This window comes from Ornithinimicrobium murale (genome assembly GCF_003352835.1).
GTDB lineage: Bacteria > Actinomycetota > Actinomycetes > Actinomycetales > Dermatophilaceae > Ornithinicoccus > Ornithinicoccus muralis.
This window is the reverse complement of the sequence record NZ_QLVD01000033.1, coordinates 44,500-63,951: the sequence shown is the minus strand read 5'-3', so window position 1 is coordinate 63,951 and position 19,452 is coordinate 44,500. Positions and strand designations below refer to the sequence as shown.

The following is a 19,452-nucleotide window of genomic DNA, read 5'->3' as shown; positions in this document are numbered from 1 at the left end:
GCGGCCATCAGAGGGGTCTGTCAGTCCTCGCCCCTAGCGTTTTTGAACATCAGTTGGATCCAGACGGAGGTGAGAACGATGAGCTTGACCATTGACTGCGAGTCGTGCCCGGTCCGCGGGCGGCACTGCGACGACTGTTTCGTGCCGGTGCTGGCCAAGGCGTGGCTGGAGGAGCCCAGAGCACGCCGTTCCCGGGCGGACGAGGAGCGGCCGGGCCCCGCCCTCCTGGCCCTGGACTTCGAGGAGACCGAAGCTGTTGAGGCCTTCGCACGGGCCGGGTTGATCAGCCGGGTCGAGGCCCACGGTGCCCGGGCCCACAGCACCGTCCCGGGCGTCGCCGTCGGCTGATCCCTGGTCAGCAGAGGAGACCGGGTATGCCGAGGCTCGCGGGAGCGCTGTCGGCCCCGGCGCCTTCTACCCTGGGACGGTGCGGTGGTCGGGAGTGCGGGTGAGCGGGGCGATGCCGGCTCTGCTGTCGGTGCTCTTGGTTGTGGTCCTGACCGGCTGTGGGGATACCGAGATCGAGGTCAGTGGGAGCGCGCGGGCCGAGCGCATCGAGGCCTATGAGGCGATGACCGAGACCGCGCTGGACCAGGTCGAGGACCTCTGGGGAGAAGATTCTGTCGCCCGACCCGTCGAGGTGATTCTGCCCGCCTCGGCAGCTGAGTTCGCCGAGCTGACCGGAGGGGCTCCCGCGAGCCAGACGGCGCCCGCTGTGACCGTGGGCAGCCTCGACGAGGCGCACGTGGTCGTCCACCCGGACTCCTGGACCCGACTGACGCCGGAGGGGCGGCAGGCGGTGCTCACCCACGAGGTCACCCACCTGAGCATGCAGGGCCACGGGGCAGTGCCGCCCTGGTTGGGGGAGGGCCTGGCGGAGTACACCGCCCACCGCGCCTCAGACCTGGCCCCGGCCGTGATCGCCGGGTCCGCACTCGATGCCGTGCGAGCCGGTGAGTCACCGACGACCTGGCCGGACCCGAGCGCCGGGACCGAGGCCGGGGAGGACGCGTGGGGCGGCTACGCGCTGGCCTGGTTGGCCTGCCTCTTCCTGGCCCAGACCTGGTCTGAGGAGCAGCTCGTGGAGCTCTACGAGGTGACTTCCGGGGGTGCACCACTGGCTGAGGCGCTGCCTCAGGTGCTCGGTGTCTCCGAGCAGGAGGTGCTCAGGGGCTGGGGTGACTGGCTGACCACCCTCTGAGGCGTGGGTCGCCACGGCGGTGCGCCTCGGCATACCTCGCCGTGGGGTGTTCGCTCAGGTGAGTTCACCTGGCCGGCACGCGTCGTTCACGCACCGCTTGACGCAAAGCCTTCCGTCCGGCCGTCAAGAGCCCTAGGCTCAGCGCCACCATCCCGCCAGGCGCGGGTTCACCCCTGCTCAGAACGAAGGTGTTCTTTTTATGAATGCACGCGTAACACGACGGCGCACAGCAGTCGTCGGCGCGGCGTCGCTGGTCCTGTCCGGACTGGCCGGCGTCACCGCACTGCCCACTGTCGCAGCCCCGGACGTGACACCGACGGCTGCCCAGGCGAGCGCCGCAGATGGCGTGATCCTCAGCGAGTACATCGAGGGCTCGAGCAACAACAAGGCTCTGGAGATCTACAACGGCACCGGTGCCGACCTCGACCTCTCCGGCTATGTCGTGGAGATGTACTTCAACGGCAGCACCTCAGCGACCAGTTTCCCGCTCGACGGGACGGTCGCCAGCGGTGATGTCTTCGTCCTCGCGCACGCCTCCGCCGACCCCGCGATCCTGGCGCAGGCCGACCAGACCAGCGGGAGAGGCTTCTTCAACGGCGACGACGCGATCGTGCTCCGGGACGGTGCGGGTGCTGTCGTCGACTCCCTCGGGCAGGTCGGCACCGACCCCGGCAGTCAGTGGGGCAGTGGTGACACGAGCACCGCGGACAACACCCTGCGCCGGCTGGCGGAGATCTGCAGCGGCGACACGATCATCGACGACGCGTTCGACCCGGCCACCGAGTGGGCCGGCTTCCCCCAGGACACGTTCGACGGCCTGGGCGCCCACACCGTGGACTGCGGCAGCGTGACGCCGACCGGCCCGGTCCTGAACGAGTTCTCCATCGACACGGTCGGCACCGACCTGGAGTTCTACGAGGTCTTCGGCGCTCCGGCCACCGACTACTCGGACCTGTCCATCCTGCAGGTCGAGGGCGATGGCACCTCCAGTGCCCGCGGATCGGTCATCACGGTCGACGCCGTGGGCACGACCGACGACGCCGGCCTGTGGGCGCTCGACCTGCCGGCCAACCGGGTGCAGAACGGCACGCTGACGCTGTTGCTGGTCGCCGGTTACACCGGTGCGTCGGGCACGGTGATCGACGCCGACCTGGACGGTGTCATCGACAACGAGCCGTGGACCGAGGTGCTTGACTCGGTCGCCATCCTGGACGGCAACGCCGGAGACCTCGTCTACTCCGACGCCGTGCTCGCCGACGGCTATGACGGGGAGTCCTTCGCCCCGGGCGGCGCCTCCCGCATCCCGGACGGGACGGACACCGACACGGCAGCGGACTGGGTCCGCAACGACTTCGACAAGGCCGGGTTCCCCGGCTTCGACGGGCCCCCGGCGCCGGGTCAGGCCTGGAACACCCCCGGTGCCCCCAACGAGGTCTACGAGGCCGAAGAGCCCCCGCCCGGTGGCACCTGTGGTGACCCGGTGACCGCGATCGGCGCGGTCCAGGGGCCCGGCGAGGCCACCCCGATCGACGGCCAGTCCGTGGACATCGAGGGCGTCGTCGTGGGCGACTTCCAGGAGGGCGGCTACGACGGTTACTACGTCCAGGACGCCGGTGACGGCGACCCCGCCACCTCCGACGGTGTCTTCGTCTACGCACCCGGCGGTGCCGCGGTGCAGGTTGGTGACTCCGTGCGCGTGTCTGGCACGGCCGGCGAGCACTTCGGCATGACCCAGGTGTCGGCCGGAGCAGTCACAGTGTGCGCCACGGACGTCGAACTGCCCGAGCCGGTCGAGCTGACCGTGCCGGTCGGCGACCCCGAGCCCTACGAGGGCATGTACGTGACCTTCCCGCAGGACCTGGTCGTGCTGGAGTACTTCAACTTCGGCCGCTACGGCGAGATTGCCCTCGGCACGGACCGTCAGTTCCAGCCGACCGCGGTCCATGAGCCGGGCTCGCCTGAGTATGAGGCGCTCCTCGCGGAGAACCTGGCGAACCGGATCACCCTGGACGACGGTCGCAGCGTCCAGAACGCCGACCCGGCGATCCACCCCAACGGGGAGGAGTTCACGCTGGACAACATCTTCCGCGGTGGTGACCTGGTCACCAACGCCACCGGTGTCCTGGACTACCGGTTCGACCTGTGGCGGATCCAGCCCACCCAGGGCGCCGACTTCACCGCCGTCACCCCGCGGCCGGAGGTGCCGGAGGTCGGTGGTGACGTCACGGTCGCCTCGTTCAACGTGCTGAACTACTTCACCACGCTGGGCAGCCGCGGTGCGGACACCCCGGAGGAGTTCGACCGGCAGGAGACCAAGATCGTCGCTGCCCTGGCCGAGCTGGACGCCGAGGTCGTCGGGCTGATCGAGATCGAGAACAACGACGATGTCGCCCTCGCAACCCTGACCGAGGCGCTCAACGCCGAGGTCGGCGAAGGCACCTACGAGTATCTCGCGACCGGCACCATCGGCACCGACGAGATCACCACGGCGTTCATCTACCAGCCCGCCGAGGTGACCCCGGTCGGTGACTTCGCCACCCTCACGTCGCAGGACGACCCGCGGTTCCTGGACGGGAAGAACCGGCCGACGCTGGCCCAGACCTTCCAGGAGAACGCCACGGGCGAGGGGGTCACGGTCGCGGTCAACCACCTGAAGTCCAAGGGCTCCTCCTGTGAGGATGTCGGTGACCCGGAGGACCCCAACGGCCAGGCCAACTGCAACGGCGTCCGGACGGATGCCGCGGAGGCGATGGTCGACTGGCTGGCGCAGGACCCGACCGGCACCGGCGTGGACAACACGCTGATCATCGGTGACCTCAACGCCTACGACAAGGAGGACCCGATCGACGCACTCGTGGCCGGTGGGTTCACCGACCTGCTGCTGGAGCACGTGGGTGAGTTCGCCTACTCCTACGTCTTCGACGGCCAGCTGGGCTACCTCGACCACGCGCTGGCCAACGAGGAGCTCGCCGGCAAGGTCACTGGCGCGGCGGCCTGGACCATCAACGCCGACGAGGTGTCACTGATTGACTACGACATGTCGTTCAAGCAGGACGCCCAGGACGCTCTCTTCGCACCCGATGCGTTCCGCTCCAGCGACCACGACCCGGTCCTGGTCGGGCTCAACCTGTTCGACGAGCCCGAGGACACCACCCCGCCGGAGCTGTCGGTCACCGTCGACAGCCCTGCACTGTGGCCCCCGAACAACAAGTGGCGTGACGTGGAGACGACCGTCGAGGCGACGGATGACTCGGGCGAAGCAGTCACGGTCACCCTGGTCGGTGCCACTGCTGAGGGCCGGGACCGCGCGGAGGTCGAGGTCGTCAGCGACACCGCATTCCAGGTGCGGGCGGTGAAGGACGCCGTCTACACGTTCACCTACGAGGCGACCGACGCAGCCGGCAACACCACGACCGTCTCGGTCACGGTGGAGGTGGCGCGGACCCCGGGCGCGATGCCCCGCTGAGGGCCTCGCCTGACCGTTGCCACATCGCGGTCAGCAGCGTGACGAGGTAGAAGGGGTGCAGGTGGACGACCACCTGCACCCCTTCTCTCGTGTTCCGGCCCGAGCGGGCGCCCGTGCGCTCGGTGGGGCTGGGAGTCGGGCGCCGGTGCGCTCGGTGGGGCTGGGAGTCGGGCGCTGGTGCGCTCGGTGGGGTTGGGAGTCGGGCGCCGGTGCGCTCGGTGGGCTTGGGGGTCGGGCGCCGGTGCGCTCGGTCGGGGTGGGGGCGGGAGACGATCAGGTGTAGAGCGCGTCGATCTGTCCGGCGTAGTCCTTGACCACCAGGTTGCGCTTCAGCTTCATCGACGGCGTCAGATAGCCGTTCTCCTCGGTGAAGTCCTGCTCGAGCAGCTCGAACTTGCGGATCGACTCGGCCTGGCTCACCGCCTCGTTCGCGGAGTCGACGGCTCGCTGGATCGCGTCCTGCAGCACGTCGTTCTCGCGCAGCTCGGCGAAGGACAGGCCCGTCAGGTCATGTCGCTCCAGCCAACCGGGCAGGACCTCCTCGTCCAGCGTGATGAGCGCCGCCACGAACGGCCGGCCCTCGCCCACCACGAGGGCCTGCGAGATCAGAGGCGTGGCGCGCAGCCTGTCCTCGAGCGGCCCGGGGGAGACGTTCTTGCCGCCGGCGGTCACCAGGATCTCCTTGGTGCGGCCGGTGATCCGGATGAACCCCTGCTCGTCGAGCTCGCCGAGGTCGCCGGTGCGGAACCAACCGTCAGCGTCCATCGCCGCGGCGGTGGCCTCCGAGTCGTTGAGATAGCCCTGGAAGACATTGATCCCTCGGACGAGCAGCTCGCCGTCCTCGATCCGGACCCCGACGCCAGGCAAGGGCTGGCCGACGGTGCCGATCTTGATGAGCTCGGGAGTGTTCACCGAGATCGGGGCCGTGGTCTCGGTCAGGCCGTAGCCCTCCAGGATCGTCACCCCGATCCCGCGGTAGAAGTGGCCCAGCCGCTCGCCGAGGGCAGCTCCGCCACTCACGGCCCAGGTGACCCGGCCGCCCATCGCCTCGCGAAGCTTGCGATAGACCAGCGCATCGAACAGCTTGTGCTGGGCCCTGAGCAGGATCCCCGGGCCGCCCGTGTCCTGGGCCCGGCTCCAGCGCGCGGCGACGTCAGCGGCCCGCAGGAAGATCGCGCCCCGCCCACCGTCGACGGCCTTCTGCGCCGCGCCGTTGTAGACCTTCTCGAAGACCCGCGGCACCGCCAGCAGGAAGGTCGGCTGGAAGGACGCCAGGTCCGGCAACAGGTTCTTGACATCCGGGGAGTGACCCAGCTGCATACCGGCCTGGAGCACGACCACCTGGATGAGTCGGGCAAAAACGTGCGCCAGCGGCAGGAACAGCAGCGTGCTGGCCCCCTCGGCCCGGACCACCTGCTCGAGACGCTCGATGGTGTTCTCACTCAGGTTCAGGAAGTTGCCGTGGCTCAGCTCAACGCCCTTCGGCCGGCCGGTGGTGCCGGAGGTATAGATCACGGTGGCCAGGCTGGACCGGCTCACCTGTGACCGCCGCAACTCCACCTCCGCGTCGGGCACGTCCGCGCCGGCGGTGACGAGCTCGTCCAGGCCGCCAGCCTCGATCTGCCAGACGTCACGCAACTGGGGCACCTCGTCACGGATGTCCGCGATCAACTGACTGTGCTGGTGGCTCTCCACGATGACAGCGACGGCGCCGGAGTCCTGCAGGATCCAGGTGGCCTGCGAGGGGGAGGAGGTCTCGTAGATCGGCACCGGGACAGCCCCCGCCATCCAGAGCGCAAAGTCCGCGAGGGTCCACTCATACCGGGTGCGGCTCATCAGGCCGACGCGGTCGCCGACCTGGATGCCGGCGGCGATGAAGCCCTTGGCCAGTCCGCGGACCTCCCGGGAGAAGTCCTCCGCGGTCACCGCGCGCCACTCCTCGCCCTCGCGCCGCGACAGGAGGTCCCGCTGGGGTTCCCACTCGGCCCAGTCCTGCACGATGTCGGAGAGGTTGCCGTCCTCACGCGGCGGGATCAACGGTGGGACCTCAAACTCCTGCACGGGGCCTCCTGGCACGCATGGTCGACGGGCACCCCACTGTAACCGCGGCCGGTATACCCTGCGGTGCATGGCCGACCGCACCGAGTCCAGCATCCTGATCGCCGCGCCACCGCACGAGGTGCTCGCGGTGATCGCCGAATTCAACGACTATCCGCAGTGGGCCGACTTCAAGGCGGTGGAGGTGCTCTCGGAGAACGACGGGGGCTGGGCGCAGGAGGTCGAGTTCAGCATCGAGGCGGGTCTGATCAAGGACACCTACGTGCTGGACTACGACTGGGCCTTCACCGAGAGTGGGGAGGGCACTGTCTCCTGGGACCTGGTGCGCGCCGGTGCGCTGAAGGCGATGAACGGCTCCTACGAGCTGACGGCGGTGGATCTGGACGGGGCGCCCGAGGGGGTGGGGACCGAGGTCATCTACCGGCTGCAGGTCGATGTCCGGATCCCGATGCTGGGTGCCATGAAGCGCAAGGCGGAGAAGATGATCGTGGACACCGCACTGAAGTCCCTGTCCGAGCGGGTGGTCTCCGGTGACTGAGACGGCCGGCCAGGTGGAGCGCGAGGCCAGGCAGCTGGTCGCGGCTGCTGCCCGCTGGTTGTCCGTGGTGCCCGACGACGCCGAGTATGCCGCTCGCACAGCTGATCCCGAACCCCCGGCTGGGTCGTCGGCCGGGTCCGGCGAGGGCGGGTCGGGCGCGGCCGCGCCCAGTGAGGAGGGCCCTGGTGAGGACGCCGCGGACCACGGTGCATCGGGTGAGGACGCCGCGGCGGATGCCGAGCACCTGTGCCGCGGGTGCCCCTGGTGTCGCGCCAGGGCGGCGGCTGGGCCGATCGGGGCGGACACGCTGGACTCGCTCGCGCACCTGTTGAGTGCGGCCGCGGAGAGCCTGTCGCTCTTTGCCCAGTCCCGTCGGGAGGCGGCCGGTGAGACCACGCAGTCCCCGGAGCGGAGCGCGACGGCGGATGACGCGACGCCGGATAGCGCGACACCGGAGGACGCGATGTCGGATCACGCGACGCCGGAGGACGCCGTGATCGACTGGGATGACGAGGACGAGGACGAGCTCCTGTCGGACGAGGACGACGAGGGCAAGCGGCCCCCCTCCCGGGAGAGGAAGACACGGTGACGGTCAATCTCGGCATCGATGTCGGCGGGACGGGGATCAAGGGGGCGGCCGTGGCCGCCGACGGCGCCCTGCGGCACCGGAGCGAGCGAGAGACACCGGCGCACGACGTTGACGCCATCGCCCAGGCCATCGCCGACCTGGTGCGGGAGCTGATCGACCACTGTCGCCGCGACGGGGACGAGGTCGGTGCCGTGGGGGTAGCGTGTGCCGGCTTCGTCGATGCTGCCGGTGGGACTGTGCTGTTCGCTCCGAACCTGGCCTGGCGGGATGCACCCCTGAAGGATCGCCTGGACATCCTCGTCGGGCGCCCGGTCTTCCTGGAGAACGACGCCAACGCCGCCGCCTGGGGCGAGTTCCGGTTCGGCGGTGCCCGCGAGGCTGACGACATGCTGCTGGTCACGATCGGCACCGGCGTCGGCGGCGGCATCGTCACCGACGGTGAGTTGCTGCGCGGGTCCGAGGGCATCGCCGCCGAGATCGGCCACCTGCGGGTCGTGCCCGAGGGCAACCGGTGCGGGTGCGGCAACAAGGGGTGTCTGGAGGCCTATGCCTCCGGCACCGCCCTGGTGCGCGAGGGCCGGGAGCTGGTCAGCGGCGGCAGCCCCCACGCCGGGGCACTGAGCGACCTGTGCGGTGGTGACCCCGAGCAGCTGACCGGACTCTTGATCACGCAGGCGGCGACCGACGGCGACGCGGCCGCCACCGAGCTGTTCGCCGATCTCGGCCGCTGGCTGGGGGAGGGCGTGGCCAGCCTAGTGGCGGTCCTGGACCCCGAGCTGATCGTCATCGGAGGCGGCGTCAGCGCAGCCGGTGACCTGCTCCTTGAACCCACCCGTGCCGCGTTCGCACGCCAGCTGACGGGGCGTGGCCACCGGCGACAGGCGGAGATCGTCCTGGCGCGGTTGGGCAACGATGCCGGCATGATCGGCGCCGCCGACCTGGCCGCGCGTCGTGCCGGAGTCACACCGGTCCCCGCCACCCAGCCGGCCACCGACCGCCCCGCAGGCTCCGCGCCGGCCGGCGACTGACGGCATACCCGTGCCTGTCGAGCAGTCCCTGGCGATCGGTGTCGACGTCGGTGGCACCAAGGTCGTCGCCGGCCTGGTCGACTCCTCGGGATCGGTTCTGGCGCAGGCCCGTCGGAGCACTCCGGGAAGCACGACGAGGCCGTCGGTCGTCGAGGACGTCATCGTGGACGCTGTCGCGGAGATGCAAGAGGCCGCCGGTGCGCCGGTCCTGGGCGTCGGTCTGGGCGCAGCGGGCTTCGTGTCCGCCGATCGCCGCACGGTCGTCTTCGCCCCGCACCTGGCCTGGCGGGACGAGCCGATCCGGGACCGACTCGGGGAGCGGCTCGGTCTGCCGGTCGTGCTGGACAACGACGCCAAGGCCGCGGCCTGGGCGGAGTTCCGCTTCGGTGCCGGACGGGAGGAGCCGCGGCTGCTGCTGGTGACACTGGGCACTGGCATCGGTGGGGCGCTGGTGCTGGACGGCCGGGTGGAGCGGGGCCGGCACGGGCTGGCGGGGGAGTACGGCCACATGCAGGTCGTCCCCGACGGAGAGCGCTGCGAGTGCGGCAACCGCGGCTGCTGGGAGCAGTACTCCTCGGGGCGGGCGATGCAGCGCGAGGCACGGGAGATGCTCGAGCAGGACAGCCCGTATGCCGCGGGGCTGGCTGCCTACTGCGACGGTGACCCGACGCGGGTCGAGGGACATCACGTGACGCAGGCCGCGCGGGCCGGTGACGTCGCCGCCCTGGAGCTGCTGGGCGATGTGGGGCGGTGGCTCGGACTGGGCCTGGCCAACCTCGCCGCTGCGCTCGACCCGGGGCGGATCGTGGTCGGTGGCGGGGTCAGCGAGGCCGGTGACCTGCTGCTCGAACCGGCCCGGGAGATGTTCGGTCGGCGGCTCACGGGTCGCGGGCACCGGCCGGTCGCGCCGATCCTGGCCGCCGAGCTGGGCCCGTCTGCCGGGATGATCGGGGCCGCCGACCTGGTGCGGGTGGAGGCGGGACGCGCAGGGTCGGGACCGGCATGACACCAGGGATCAGGGTCGTCAGCTACAACCTGCGCGGGCTCAAGGACGACTCCGCGGCCGTCGCCGAGGTGGTCCGGCGCCTCGACCCCGACGTGCTGCTGCTCCAGGAGGTGCCCCGTCACCTGTTCTCGGGCTGGCGGATCGCGGCGTTCGCGCGGTCCTGTGGGCTGCGGTGGTCAGGGCGGACCAGGCGGCTCTCCGGCACCGGGATGATGACCAGCCACCGGATCCGGGCGACCGACTCCGTCGACCGCAAGCTCCCGGTGGCGCGGTGGGCCAACCCGCGCAGCTACACCGCCGCACAGGTGACCGGCCCGAGCGGGCACGATCTCACCGTGGTCTCGGTGCACCTGTCCCTCCTGGCCGACGAGCGGGTCGCGCACGCCCGGCAGATCCTGGACGAGCTCACCGCCGACCCGAGCCTGGCCGACGGGCCGTTCGTGGTGGGTGGTGACCTCAACGAGAACGACACGGGCACGGCATGGCAGCTGCTGGGGGAACGATTGAGCCTCGCCTCCCCGGACCGGCCGACCTTCCCCTCGGCCGCCCCGAAGAGCTGGATCGATGCGATCTTCGCCAGCTCGGAGCTGTCCGTCCTGCCACATGAGGACGTCGCGCTCGAGCGGGAGCTGCTCGCGGCAGCGACCGACCACCTGCCGGTGTGGGTCGACGTCGCCCTGCCCGCTCACGAATAGAGGTGTCGCCCACCGGCCCATCGCTCTGGCCTCGCCTGCCCGGGGGAGTGCTCCTACCGTGGGAGGGGACCCCGACACAAGGAGGCCACCGTGACGTTCACGATCTCGCAGGACTGGCCGCAGGAGTCCCGGGAGGCCGCACAACTGGTCCTCGACGCACACGGCGACCCGGACGAGGTCACCGAGACCCAGCTGGTGTGGCACCGCCCCGGTGCCTGGAAACGGATCATCGCCGCCAAGGAGTTCCACCAGCACGACTTCCCGGCACCCCACATCGACTGTGTCGAGTCGGTGCTGGACTACCAGGTGCCACCGGAGAAGGCCACCGAGCTCGCTCTCTTCGACGGAAGCGTGATGATCGACCGGACGGCGGGCGAGATCTCGGCCCGGTGCCACGACGAGCAGGCGAACTTCCTGGCGCTCAACCTGTCCCATGACATCGTCACCGGGTCCCGGACGGCCAGGGAGGCCCGTGCGTACTACGCCGAGGAGTTTCTCAACGCCCGTCGCAAGGGACCGACGCCCTACATGGAGGGGCTGCGCTTCACCCCCAAGAACGACACACAGGACCCCGACGAGCGGGTGCTCTCCGACGAGCAACTGGAGCAGGCGGTCGAGCAGGGGAAGCAACAGGGCTGAGGCGAGCGGACGCCAGAGCCTGGCACGGAGGCCTCACTCCACCCCCACCACCCGATGGGCGAAGACGTCCAGACAGCGCCGGACCGAGAGCGTGAGGGCACCGAACAGCAGGTTGTCCAGGCCATTCTCGGCGCCGGTCGAGCGCAGTTGCTCGGTGAGCCGGTCGAGGCGGGCGGTGATCTGCCTCACCGTGTCCCGTGACGCCGTCTGGGGGTGGTCGAAGATCTCCGCCGCGCCACGGAGGACGTCGGCAGTGTGTTCACGGATGCGCAGCTCATCGTCGTGTTCGGGCCGGCTCCCGTTCGGGTCCGCTTCACCGAGCAGCACGGCCACTGCTCCCAGGGCAGCGGCGCAGCGGCTGATGGCCTCGGCCTGGTCCTGCAGCAGTTGCTCGGACTGTGCCGTGATGCGGGCTCGTGGGTTGGCTCGCTGTCCCCGCTGGTGCGCGCTCATGCTGGACAGCAGATGGGCCTGTGCATGTTCGATCTCGTGCATCCCTGAGGTGAAGGTCGCAGTTCGTTGCTCGACCGCTGCCTCCTCCGCCGGCTCCTCCAGCTGGTTCTCGAGCAGGTCGGCATAGGTGCGCAGGTGTTCGGCGATCAGGAGCCGCACACGGGTCGTTGACCGGCGCAGGTCCTGCTCACCGAGGGGCGCCAGCAGGACGAGGTTGATGATGATGCCGATGGCAGCCCCCAACGGGATCTGGACGATATAGGCCAGCGCCATCGGCGCAGGGTCGGCGCCACCGGTGGCCAGCACGAACAACGCAGCCAGCGGTGCCCACGTGCGCTGCTCGCCGAGAAAGGGCAGCGCCGAGAGCACGACGCAGACCGCGATGGTTGACCCCACGGACCAGGAGTTGGTCCACGAGATGCTCTGCACCAGCACCGCGATGCCCACCCCGACCCCGACGGCCGCGAGCACCCGCAGGGACTCCTTGACGGAGTCGACCACGATGAGCCCCATGACGATGTAGGCGCCCAGGGCCGCGTAGTACTTGTAGTCATCCAGAGGCGACGGCAGGAGCGAGCCCACCCAGAAAGCCAGACCCGCCGCCACGCCCGCCTTCACGGCCAGGTGGACTGTGGGATGACGCACGAGCCAGCCGAGCACAGACACACTTTGACAGTACGTGAACCACGCCGACCCGGCTCCTGGAACGGGCACCCACGAGCGGCATCCTCGGCATCACCCAGCACCCGGCCTCTGGGCAGGACAGTCACTCCCCGCGTGCCTACGGTGGAAGGACAGTTCATCGCCAACGAACAGGGAGGATTGACATGACGCACGACACCGAGACCGGCGGCGACAGTGAGTTGGTGGACCTGTTCACCAAGGCCCAGGCTGACTCACGGAAGGGCGCGGAGATCGGCAAGGCACTGTTGGGCGCCCGACTCTCGGACTGAGCACGATGTCGCGCGAGGAGCGGGACGCCCGGTCCCGGGCCTACCCGGACCACCACGACCCCACGGGTGGGATCGGTGGTGCCGCACCGGCGCACAGTGCGCTGACACTCCGTCTCGTGCTGGCGGTCTTCGGGCTGCTGGTGTGCACCGTGGGAGCGATCTGGACGCTCGTGGTGGGTGGCCCGCTCTGGCTCGTGATCGTGCTGGTCGTGCTCGCCGTGGTGGCCGTCGTTGACCTGGTCGTCATTGCGCGACGCAAGGGACGCGGGGAGCCAGGGTGAGCACGGTCCCGCCTCCGGTCCGGCCCCCGGCCCAGGGAGTCGGCGGCTCCGGGGGCTGGGGCGGCGGGGAGCACATTCGCGCGCTGCTCGAGGCGCTGAAGACGGTCGCGGTGGCGCTGAAGGAGCAGTCAGTTCCGTTCGCGCTCGCCGGCGGCTATGCCGTCTACGCCCGTGGCGGACCGGACAGCCGGCACGACGTGGACTTCGTGATCACCGAGGAGGACGCCCCACGCGTGCTGCAGGGCTTCACGCGGCGCGGCCTGAACGTGCTGGAACCACCGGAGGACTGGTTGTTCAAGGTGGACCACGGCGGCGTCCAGGTGGATCTCATCTATCGCCTGGCGCACCACCCCGTGGATGCCGATCTGCTGGAGCGGGCGGAGGAACTCTCCGTGGACTCCGTGCACATGCCCGTGCTCTCGGCCACCGACCTGCTCCAGTCGAAACTGTGGGCACTCGGCGAGCACAAGTGCGACCTGGCGCCGGTGCTGACCATCGTCCGGAGTCTGCGAGAGCAGATTGACGTCGACCTGGTCACCCGTGGATCCACCGGCCACGCGTATGCCGAGGCGGCCCTGTTCCTGGCCCGTTCCCTCGACCTGTTGCCGGCCGCGTCCACGGACAGTGGTGCCGTGACCCGTGCACAGGAACTCGGACAGGACGGTTGACATCGATGGACACCAGTTATCAGTTGCGTGAGCTCGAGCGTCGCCTGGCCGAGGACCGCAGCATCCACGAGTTGGGTGTGCATCTGCAGCAGCGAGGAGGCAGGGTGTTCGTGTCCGGCACCGTCGCCAGCGAGGAGTCCCGCTCGTTGGTGCTCGCGGTCGTCCGCGAGGCCTGCCCCGGACACGAGGTCGTCGACGACCTCGCGTGTGATCAGGGCGGTCTCGGGCAGCCTCCGGAGTCGAGTGAGGCGATCCGATGATCCGGGTCGCCGCGGTCGGTGACATCCACCTCGGACCGGACCTGGCAGGGCAGCACCGGGCTGGCCTGATGGATCTCGACCAGCACGCGGACCTGCTGCTGCTGGCTGGCGACCTCACCCGTCACGGCACGGTCGAGGAGGGCTTCATCGTGGCGCAGGAGTATCGCGACCTACCGGTCCCAGTGGTCGCGGTGCTGGGCAACCACGACTACCAGAACGACCGCCAGTGCGAGATCACCCAGGTGCTGGAGGACGCGGGCATCCGGGTGCTGGAGGGCGAGGCCGAGGTGCTGCACCTGCCGCAGGGGTGCGTCGGCGTCGCGGGAGCGAAAGGCTTCGGCCTGGGCTTCGCGGGACGGTGTGCCAGTGAGTTCGGCGAGCCAGAGATGAAGGCCTTCACCCGACACGGACGGCAGAGCAGTGAGCAGCTGGCCGGTGCCCTGCAGGTCGCTGCGGAGGCCGAGGTCGTGCTCGCCCTGACGCACTACGCCCCGGTGGACCAGACGCTCGTGGGTGAGCCGCCGGAGATCTGGCCGTTCCTCGGGAACTATCTGCTCGGGCAGGTGATCGACGAGGCCGGCGTCCACCTCGCGCTGCACGGACACGCCCACGCAGGCACGGAGAAGGGCGCCACCGAGGCCGGGGTGCCCGTGCGCAATGTCGCACAGCCAGTGATCCACACTGCCTACGCCGTCTACGAGATCGGGGACTCTCCACACGGCGAGTCGGCTGATGGGGCGCGGATCCGGCAGTCACCCACTCTCGCGCGCACCGCACGACCGTGACGCAGTCGTCCCAGCCCGCCGGACCGGGCACCAGGCGCGGGCCGGAACCGGCGAGCGCGGTCTCGGTCATGACCTTCGGGGGACTACGGATCGCCTATGACCACCGAGTCCTGACACCCCGCCCCTGGACGGCACAGCAGTCCCGGTGGGCGGCGCAACTGATGGCCGGTGCGCCCCCGGGTGGGGTGCTGGAGCTGTGCTGCGGCGCTGGCCACATCGGTCTGCTGGCCACGGCGCTCACTCCCGAGCCGGCCCGACGGCACCTGGTCGCCGTCGACATCAACCCAGCTGCGATGGCCTTCACTGTCAGCAACGCACAGAACGCGGGGCTGTCGCCCTGGGTGGAGGTCCGCCACGGGGACCTGACGGCCGTGCTGGGCACCGAGGAGTCCTTCGCCCTGATCATTGCCGACCCACCGTGGGTGCCCGAGGCCGAGACCACCCGGTTTCCGCAGGACCCGCTGCAGGCCATCGACGGCGGCGTCGACGGCCTGGAGGTGGCACGACGCTGTCTGGAGGTGGCCCAGCGTCACCTGGCACCCGACGGGGCGCTCCTGCTCCAGCTCGGCACCAGGGAGCAGGTGGCGCAGCTCGATCCGGCGTCGTATGGGCTCACCCCGCTCGAGGTCCGGACCGGGGAGCGGGGTGTCCTCGTGGACCTGCGCCAGGCACGGCCAGCCTGACCGGAGCCAAGCGCGCGGATACGGGGCTCAGCTGGAGCTGGGGCGCCTGTCGCTCAGCTGGGGCGCCTGTCCGGCGGCAACCGCTTGTGCGTGCTGTCGCACCACGGCAGGGAGCCCGAGTACCCGCACCGGCACACGGCGACGACCGGGCGCTCGACGCGGTGCGCGATGCCCGCCTCGTCGGTGTAGCTGCTGACCCCGCGCAGGAGCAGGGGACCACCAGGGCAGACCATCGTCTCGCCGGAGTCATCGAGAGTGACGTCGTCCGCGATCATGCTGCCACGCCCCAGCGGCCCAGCAGGGTCCTGGCACAACGCGCCTCCTGGTCCAGGCAGGTGAAGGCCCCGAAGAAGATGTCCTCGGCCTGCTCGGGCTCGTCCTCGGCAAGGACTGCGCAGATCAGTCGGGTGGCGAGCTGGTCGTGCACGGAGTCGGCGATGACGTGCTCGGCATAGTATTCGACGATCTCCTCGGCCAGGCCCAGTCGTCGTAGTCCCCGCACCAGGTGTCCACTGGGGACCGAGCTGGTCACCTCGAACGCGGCGAGGTGCCCCATGGAGGCGCCCCGGAGCCGGCCATCCAGCCCGAAGAGCGACATGGCGTTGTTCATCTCGAGCACCTCCAGCGGACACTCATCCAGATAGGCACCTGGGCGGGTGCTCAGCCCCAGGGCCGCCATGGCCTCGGCGAACAGGTGTGCGTGCAACCGGTCGGGGCGGCCCGCGCCGTACTCGTCATACTGCAGCTCGGCCAACGCTGCCTTGGGACCGCGGGTGAGCCGTGGGAGGGTCCACGTGGAGGGATCTGCCTCCTTGAGGTGGTAGATCGAGCGCCAGCGCAGGAGCTCCAACACCTGTTCCTCTGTTGCATGCGTGTGCACGTAGGAGGCCACCGACGGTCCGTCGTCGTCCTGGATGAACTGCAGCAACGCCTCTGCGAAGTCGCTCTCCGGGACCTGGTGGCCGGGCCAGCGACTCCGCAGGCGCGCCTCCAGGTCCACCTGCAGGTGCCTACGCACGGCCAGAACGGGCGGTTCCCACTCCGCGGTCTCCGGCACGTCCTGGAAACCCCGGTAGGACAGCTCCTGCAGCACCCACAAGGTGAGGGCAGCATCCTCGGGCTCGGCCAGCGCCACCGCGGCGGCGTCCGTGACGAGGCCGCCGGGATCTGTCCGCAACGCCTGGAGGATGCGCTCACTGAGCGACCCCCGTGGGCTCGGCAAGGTCGGTCGAGAGTCCGTCGTGCTCACTGGCGCGCAAACGTCTGGGTCCGCAGCTGCGCGTGCAGACTGCGCAGGAGGGTGTCCTGGTCCTGCGCCTGGCCGGCGAGGGTCTGCCACTCGGCGGCGTCCAGGCCCAGGGCGGGTGACAGGTCGTGCAAGGTCTCCCACAGGCCCGACTTCGCGTTCACCGCGCCGCGCAGCAGTTCGATCTCCAGGAACGGGGACATGGGCGAGCGGCCAAGCAACCGGTTGTTCAGCTTGAGCCGACCCAGCCGCTCCCCGATCTCGGCGGGGATCTGCCGGTAGCGTTTCACCGCCAGACCTAAATCAGTGATCACAGTGCGCAGGCGTCGGTGCTCCTCCTCAAGCTCGTCGGCCAACCGACACAGGGCTTCATGGATCGGCAGGTCCGCGTAGGCCTGCACCATGTGGCGGACGCGCGCCCGGCCTGCAGTGGCACCGGTGAGGTGGTCGTTCAGGTAGAGCTCCAGCAGGTCAAGATCCAACTCGGACAACGGATGTGAGGCCATACCCAATCGTGCGTCGACTGGCGGTCACCCGCACCCCGGAAGCGAACCCCCTCGAGCGCCCAGATCGACTCAGGGCCGCAGCACGACCTTGACACAGCTGTCGGACTTGGCCCGGAACATCCGGTAGGCCTCGGGTGCCTCGTCCAGGGAGAGGCGGTGCGTGGCCAACGACTCCACCGCGAGAAGGTCGTCCACCTCACTCACGATCCGGTGCAGCTCCGGGGTCCAGCGCCGCACATGACACTGCCCCATCCGCAGCTGGACCCCCTTGTCAAACAGCTGCATCATGGGCATCGGATCGGCCATCCCGCCGTAGACGCCCGACAAGGAGACGGTCCCTCCGCGCCGGACGGCGTCGATGCTCGTGTGCAGGGCGTCCAACCGGTCCACCCCCACGTGCTCCATCGCGGCGCGGGCCACGGGCTTCGGCGCTCGGACCGTGGCCGCCGCGGCCGCCTGGGCGACCGGACTGCCGTGGGCCTCCATGCCGACGGCGTCCAGGACACTGTCCGGTCCCCGGCCACCGGTCAGCTCCCGCAGCGCCTCGGCCACATCGGAGACCTGGCGACGGTCCACCACCTCCGCGCCCCGCAGACGTGCTGCCGCGAGCCGTTCGTCGACCAGGTCGACGCCGATCACCTGCTCGATCCCGAGGTGTCGGGCCACCTGCACCGCCAGCAGCCCCACCGGACCCAGTCCGAGAACCGCCAGTGACCCGCCCTCCGGCACCTCGGCATACTGCACGCCCTGCCACGCCGTCGGGAGGATGTCGGACAGGTAGAGGTAGCGCTCGTCGGGATGGTCGGGCTCCAACCAGATGGGGCCGAAGTCGGCGTGGGGGACCCGGACGTACTCAGCCTGTCCTCCGGGCACCGAGCCGTAGAGCGAGGTGTAACCGAACAGGGCCGCCCCCTTGCCCTGCGCGCGGACCTGGGTGGTCTCGCACTGCGCGTAGAGCGCTCGCGAGCACATCCAGCACGTGCCGCACGAGATGTTGAAGGGCACGACGACCCGGTCCCCAACGTGCAGCCGCCCCACCTCGGGGCCGACCTCCTCGACGATCCCCATGAACTCGTGCCCGAGGATGTCGCCGGGGGTGAGATACGGAGCGAGGACGTTGTAGAGGTGCAGGTCGGAGCCACAGATCGCGGTCGAGGTGACCCGCACGATCGCATCGGTGGGCTCCTGGATGCGGGGGTCGGGGACCTGCTCCACCGACACCTTGCCGAGTCCCTGCCAGGTGAGTGCTCTCATCCTTCGACGCTACGGGCGACGGCTGCTGCTCGCCTCTCCGGAGGCCACCCGACGGAGGCATGACTTCAGGGAGCGCGTGGCAGCGCCGGGGCCTACCGTCGGAGGATGACCTCTGCACCCGTCGCCCTGGTGGCCGGGGCCTCCCGGGGGCTCGGCCTGGTCATCGCCCGCGAGCTGTTGCGCCGCGGGCACCAGGTGGCCATCTGCGCCAGGACACCGGCGGACCTGGCACGTGCCGAGGACCTGCTGCGAGCCGAGGGCCCGGTCCGTGCGTTCCCGTGTGATGTCCGCGATCCTGACCAGGTGCTGGCGCTGGTGCGCCAGGTGCGCGACGCGCTGGGCCCGGTCGAGGTGCTGGTCAGCGTTGCCGGGGTCATCCAGGTCGGCCCGGCCGACTCGATGACCGAGGAGCACTACGAGCAGGCCATCGACACCATGCTCTGGGGCCCCATCAGGCTGACCCGCGCAGTCCTGCCCGACATGCGCGAGCGGGGCCATGGACGGATCGGGACCGTGACCTCGATCGGCGGCAAGGTCGCCCCACCGCACCTGCTGCCGTATGCCGTGGCAAAGTTCGGCGCGGTCGGGTTCAGCGAGGGCCTGGCCGCCGAGCTGGCGGGCACCGGGGTGAGCGCCACGACCATCGTGCCCGGGCTGATGCGCACCGGGTCCCACGAGCGTGCGCACTTCACCGGGGACCACGACGCCGAGTTCGCCTGGTTCGGCCCGGCCGCCTCGCTCCCGCTGCTGACCATGTCGGTCGACCGTGCGGCGCGCAAGATCGTCGAGGGCGTGCTGGACGGCCGCCCTCTGGTGACCCTGACCCCACTGGCCAAGATCGGCTCCCGGGTGCACGGCATCGCGCCGGCGACCACGGTGCGCGCGCTGGGACTGGCCTCCCGGCTGCTGCCCACGATGTCGACCCCGTCCCGGAGCACGGTCTCACCGCACGCGGCGGTCCCGGGGAGGCAGGCCCGCGCCGGTCTGTCCCGGGGAGCCCGGGCTGCGGTCGACACGCTGACCCTGCTCGGCAGCCGGGCAGCGCGGCGCACCAACCAGCGGGGCGGGGCCGCCTGACGGGGCGCCCGCCACTCCAGGCCGCGCTGGATCTCGCACGGCCAGTTCTGTGACCAGACCCGGGGC

At 70.2% G+C, this 19,452-nt stretch carries 22 protein-coding genes; 16 read left to right on the top strand and 6 right to left on the bottom strand.

The features are described 5' to 3' along the window. Positions 1-78: 78 nt before the first annotated feature. From DPQ65_RS15330 to DPQ65_RS15815, 3 genes are all read left to right on the top strand, one after another. On the top strand, positions 79-348 hold the full coding sequence (locus DPQ65_RS15330; RefSeq protein ID WP_114908217.1) for a hypothetical protein: 270 nt from the start codon (positions 79-81) through the stop codon (positions 346-348). A 100-nt stretch (positions 349-448) separates the two neighbouring features. After that, positions 449-1,201 carry a gluzincin family metallopeptidase gene (locus DPQ65_RS15325; protein ID WP_162802297.1) on the top strand — a complete coding sequence of 251 codons (753 nt, stop codon included), beginning with the start codon at positions 449-451 and terminating at the stop codon, positions 1,199-1,201. A 199-nt stretch (positions 1,202-1,400) separates the two neighbouring features. Beyond that, complete coding sequence (locus DPQ65_RS15815) at positions 1,401-4,667, top strand: ExeM/NucH family extracellular endonuclease (RefSeq protein ID WP_238146902.1); 3,267 nt, start codon at positions 1,401-1,403, stop codon at positions 4,665-4,667. Between the two features lie 273 nt (positions 4,668-4,940). On the opposite strand, the gene DPQ65_RS15315 is transcribed toward DPQ65_RS15815, so the two are convergent. Then, positions 4,941-6,728 (bottom strand): AMP-dependent synthetase/ligase, encoded by a 1,788-nt coding sequence (locus DPQ65_RS15315; RefSeq protein WP_238146901.1) that lies wholly within the window; start codon positions 6,726-6,728, stop codon positions 4,941-4,943. A 67-nt stretch (positions 6,729-6,795) separates the two neighbouring features. Here DPQ65_RS15315 and DPQ65_RS15310 point away from each other — a divergent pair, with 67 nt between their 5' ends. The 6 genes from DPQ65_RS15310 (at position 6,796) to DPQ65_RS15285 (ending at position 11,220) form a co-directional block, all read left to right on the top strand. Beyond that, positions 6,796-7,263: an SRPBCC family protein gene (locus DPQ65_RS15310; RefSeq protein WP_114908214.1), complete on the top strand. Its 468-nt coding sequence runs from the start codon at positions 6,796-6,798 to the stop codon at positions 7,261-7,263. Then, positions 7,256-7,852: a hypothetical protein gene (locus DPQ65_RS15305; RefSeq protein ID WP_114908213.1), complete on the top strand. Its 597-nt coding sequence runs from the start codon at positions 7,256-7,258 to the stop codon at positions 7,850-7,852. The genes DPQ65_RS15310 and DPQ65_RS15305 overlap by 8 nt, the downstream gene beginning before the upstream one ends. Beyond that, positions 7,849-8,880 carry an ROK family glucokinase gene (locus DPQ65_RS15300; protein ID WP_114908212.1) on the top strand — a complete coding sequence of 344 codons (1,032 nt, stop codon included), beginning with the start codon at positions 7,849-7,851 and terminating at the stop codon, positions 8,878-8,880. Before DPQ65_RS15305 ends, DPQ65_RS15300 begins: the two co-directional genes overlap by 4 nt. 4 nt (positions 8,881-8,884) lie before the next feature. Beyond that, positions 8,885-9,886, top strand: a complete 1,002-nt coding sequence (locus DPQ65_RS15295) for an ROK family glucokinase (protein ID WP_202863177.1) — start codon at positions 8,885-8,887, stop codon at positions 9,884-9,886. Then, positions 9,883-10,581 carry an endonuclease/exonuclease/phosphatase family protein gene (locus tag DPQ65_RS15290; RefSeq protein ID WP_114908211.1) on the top strand — a complete coding sequence of 233 codons (699 nt, stop codon included), beginning with the start codon at positions 9,883-9,885 and terminating at the stop codon, positions 10,579-10,581. Before DPQ65_RS15295 ends, DPQ65_RS15290 begins: the two co-directional genes overlap by 4 nt. A 90-nt stretch (positions 10,582-10,671) precedes the next feature. After that, complete coding sequence (locus DPQ65_RS15285) at positions 10,672-11,220, top strand: hypothetical protein (RefSeq protein WP_114908210.1); 549 nt, start codon at positions 10,672-10,674, stop codon at positions 11,218-11,220. A gap of 33 nt (positions 11,221-11,253) precedes the next feature. Here DPQ65_RS15285 and DPQ65_RS15280 read toward each other — a convergent pair whose 3' ends face one another. Further along, complete coding sequence (locus DPQ65_RS15280; protein ID WP_114908209.1) at positions 11,254-12,339, bottom strand: FUSC family protein; 1,086 nt, start codon at positions 12,337-12,339, stop codon at positions 11,254-11,256. Positions 12,340-12,500: 161 nt separating this feature from the next. Between DPQ65_RS15280 and DPQ65_RS16375 the strand changes: the two genes are divergently transcribed. The 6 genes from DPQ65_RS16375 to DPQ65_RS15255 are packed head-to-tail and all read left to right on the top strand — an operon-like array spanning position 12,501 to position 15,303. Beyond that, positions 12,501-12,626 (top strand): hypothetical protein, encoded by a 126-nt coding sequence (locus DPQ65_RS16375; protein ID WP_272947655.1) that lies wholly within the window; start codon positions 12,501-12,503, stop codon positions 12,624-12,626. Between the two features lie 5 nt (positions 12,627-12,631). Beyond that, positions 12,632-12,907, top strand: coding sequence for a DUF6343 family protein (locus tag DPQ65_RS15275; protein ID WP_114908208.1), 276 nt, complete (start codon positions 12,632-12,634; stop codon positions 12,905-12,907). Further along, positions 12,904-13,575 carry a nucleotidyltransferase gene (locus DPQ65_RS15270; protein ID WP_238146900.1) on the top strand — a complete coding sequence of 224 codons (672 nt, stop codon included), beginning with the start codon at positions 12,904-12,906 and terminating at the stop codon, positions 13,573-13,575. Before DPQ65_RS15275 ends, DPQ65_RS15270 begins: the two co-directional genes overlap by 4 nt. A gap of 5 nt (positions 13,576-13,580) precedes the next feature. Continuing rightward, a complete protein-coding gene (locus DPQ65_RS15265) occupies positions 13,581-13,835 on the top strand; it encodes a BON domain-containing protein (protein ID WP_114908207.1) in 255 nt (84 codons plus the stop codon). Further along, positions 13,832-14,620, top strand: coding sequence for a metallophosphoesterase family protein (locus DPQ65_RS15260; RefSeq protein ID WP_114908206.1), 789 nt, complete (start codon positions 13,832-13,834; stop codon positions 14,618-14,620). Before DPQ65_RS15265 ends, DPQ65_RS15260 begins: the two co-directional genes overlap by 4 nt. Then, positions 14,617-15,303 carry a methyltransferase gene (locus DPQ65_RS15255; RefSeq protein ID WP_238146899.1) on the top strand — a complete coding sequence of 229 codons (687 nt, stop codon included), beginning with the start codon at positions 14,617-14,619 and terminating at the stop codon, positions 15,301-15,303. Before DPQ65_RS15260 ends, DPQ65_RS15255 begins: the two co-directional genes overlap by 4 nt. 53 nt (positions 15,304-15,356) lie before the next feature. Here DPQ65_RS15255 and DPQ65_RS15250 read toward each other — a convergent pair whose 3' ends face one another. The 4 genes from DPQ65_RS15250 to DPQ65_RS15235 all read right to left on the bottom strand — a co-directional run bounded on the left by DPQ65_RS15250 (position 15,357) and on the right by DPQ65_RS15235 (position 18,309). Beyond that, entirely contained in the window at positions 15,357-15,578 is a 222-nt protein-coding gene (locus DPQ65_RS15250) for a CDGSH iron-sulfur domain-containing protein (protein WP_114908205.1), read from the bottom strand. After that, positions 15,575-16,480: an iron-containing redox enzyme family protein gene (locus DPQ65_RS15245; RefSeq protein WP_202863175.1), complete on the bottom strand. Its 906-nt coding sequence runs from the start codon at positions 16,478-16,480 to the stop codon at positions 15,575-15,577. Before DPQ65_RS15245 ends, DPQ65_RS15250 begins: the two co-directional genes overlap by 4 nt. A gap of 68 nt (positions 16,481-16,548) precedes the next feature. Continuing rightward, the gene (locus DPQ65_RS15240) at positions 16,549-17,055 is read right to left on the bottom strand and encodes a hypothetical protein (RefSeq protein WP_114908204.1); all 507 of its coding nucleotides are present in this window, start codon (positions 17,053-17,055) and stop codon (positions 16,549-16,551) included. Between the two features lie 69 nt (positions 17,056-17,124). Beyond that, positions 17,125-18,309, bottom strand: a complete 1,185-nt coding sequence (locus DPQ65_RS15235) for a zinc-dependent alcohol dehydrogenase (RefSeq protein ID WP_114908203.1) — start codon at positions 18,307-18,309, stop codon at positions 17,125-17,127. A gap of 105 nt (positions 18,310-18,414) precedes the next feature. Between DPQ65_RS15235 and DPQ65_RS15230 the strand changes: the two genes are divergently transcribed. Then, the gene (locus tag DPQ65_RS15230) at positions 18,415-19,386 is read left to right on the top strand and encodes an SDR family NAD(P)-dependent oxidoreductase (RefSeq protein ID WP_114908202.1); all 972 of its coding nucleotides are present in this window, start codon (positions 18,415-18,417) and stop codon (positions 19,384-19,386) included. Positions 19,387-19,452: the final 66 nt, after the last annotated feature.

Bases quoted from the DNA above. Each gene is read 5' to 3' on its own strand.
- DPQ65_RS15260 (WP_114908206.1), top strand. From the start codon at position 13,832: ATGATCCGGGTCGCCGCGGTCGGTGACATCCACCTCGGACCGGACCTG.
- DPQ65_RS15250 (WP_114908205.1), bottom strand. From the start codon at position 15,578: ATGATCGCGGACGACGTCACTCTCGATGACTCCGGCGAGACGATGGTC.
- DPQ65_RS15290 (WP_114908211.1), top strand. From the start codon at position 9,883: ATGACACCAGGGATCAGGGTCGTCAGCTACAACCTGCGCGGGCTCAAG.
- DPQ65_RS15235 (WP_114908203.1), bottom strand. From the start codon at position 18,309: ATGAGAGCACTCACCTGGCAGGGACTCGGCAAGGTGTCGGTGGAGCAG.
- DPQ65_RS15240 (WP_114908204.1), bottom strand. From the start codon at position 17,055: ATGGCCTCACATCCGTTGTCCGAGTTGGATCTTGACCTGCTGGAGCTC.
- DPQ65_RS15330 (WP_114908217.1), top strand. From the start codon at position 79: ATGAGCTTGACCATTGACTGCGAGTCGTGCCCGGTCCGCGGGCGGCAC.
- DPQ65_RS15230 (WP_114908202.1), top strand. From the start codon at position 18,415: ATGACCTCTGCACCCGTCGCCCTGGTGGCCGGGGCCTCCCGGGGGCTC.
- DPQ65_RS15310 (WP_114908214.1), top strand. From the start codon at position 6,796: ATGGCCGACCGCACCGAGTCCAGCATCCTGATCGCCGCGCCACCGCAC.
- DPQ65_RS15265 (WP_114908207.1), top strand. From the start codon at position 13,581: ATGGACACCAGTTATCAGTTGCGTGAGCTCGAGCGTCGCCTGGCCGAG.
- DPQ65_RS15815 (WP_238146902.1), top strand. From the start codon at position 1,401: ATGAATGCACGCGTAACACGACGGCGCACAGCAGTCGTCGGCGCGGCG.
- DPQ65_RS16375 (WP_272947655.1), top strand. From the start codon at position 12,501: ATGACGCACGACACCGAGACCGGCGGCGACAGTGAGTTGGTGGACCTG.
- DPQ65_RS15275 (WP_114908208.1), top strand. From the start codon at position 12,632: ATGTCGCGCGAGGAGCGGGACGCCCGGTCCCGGGCCTACCCGGACCAC.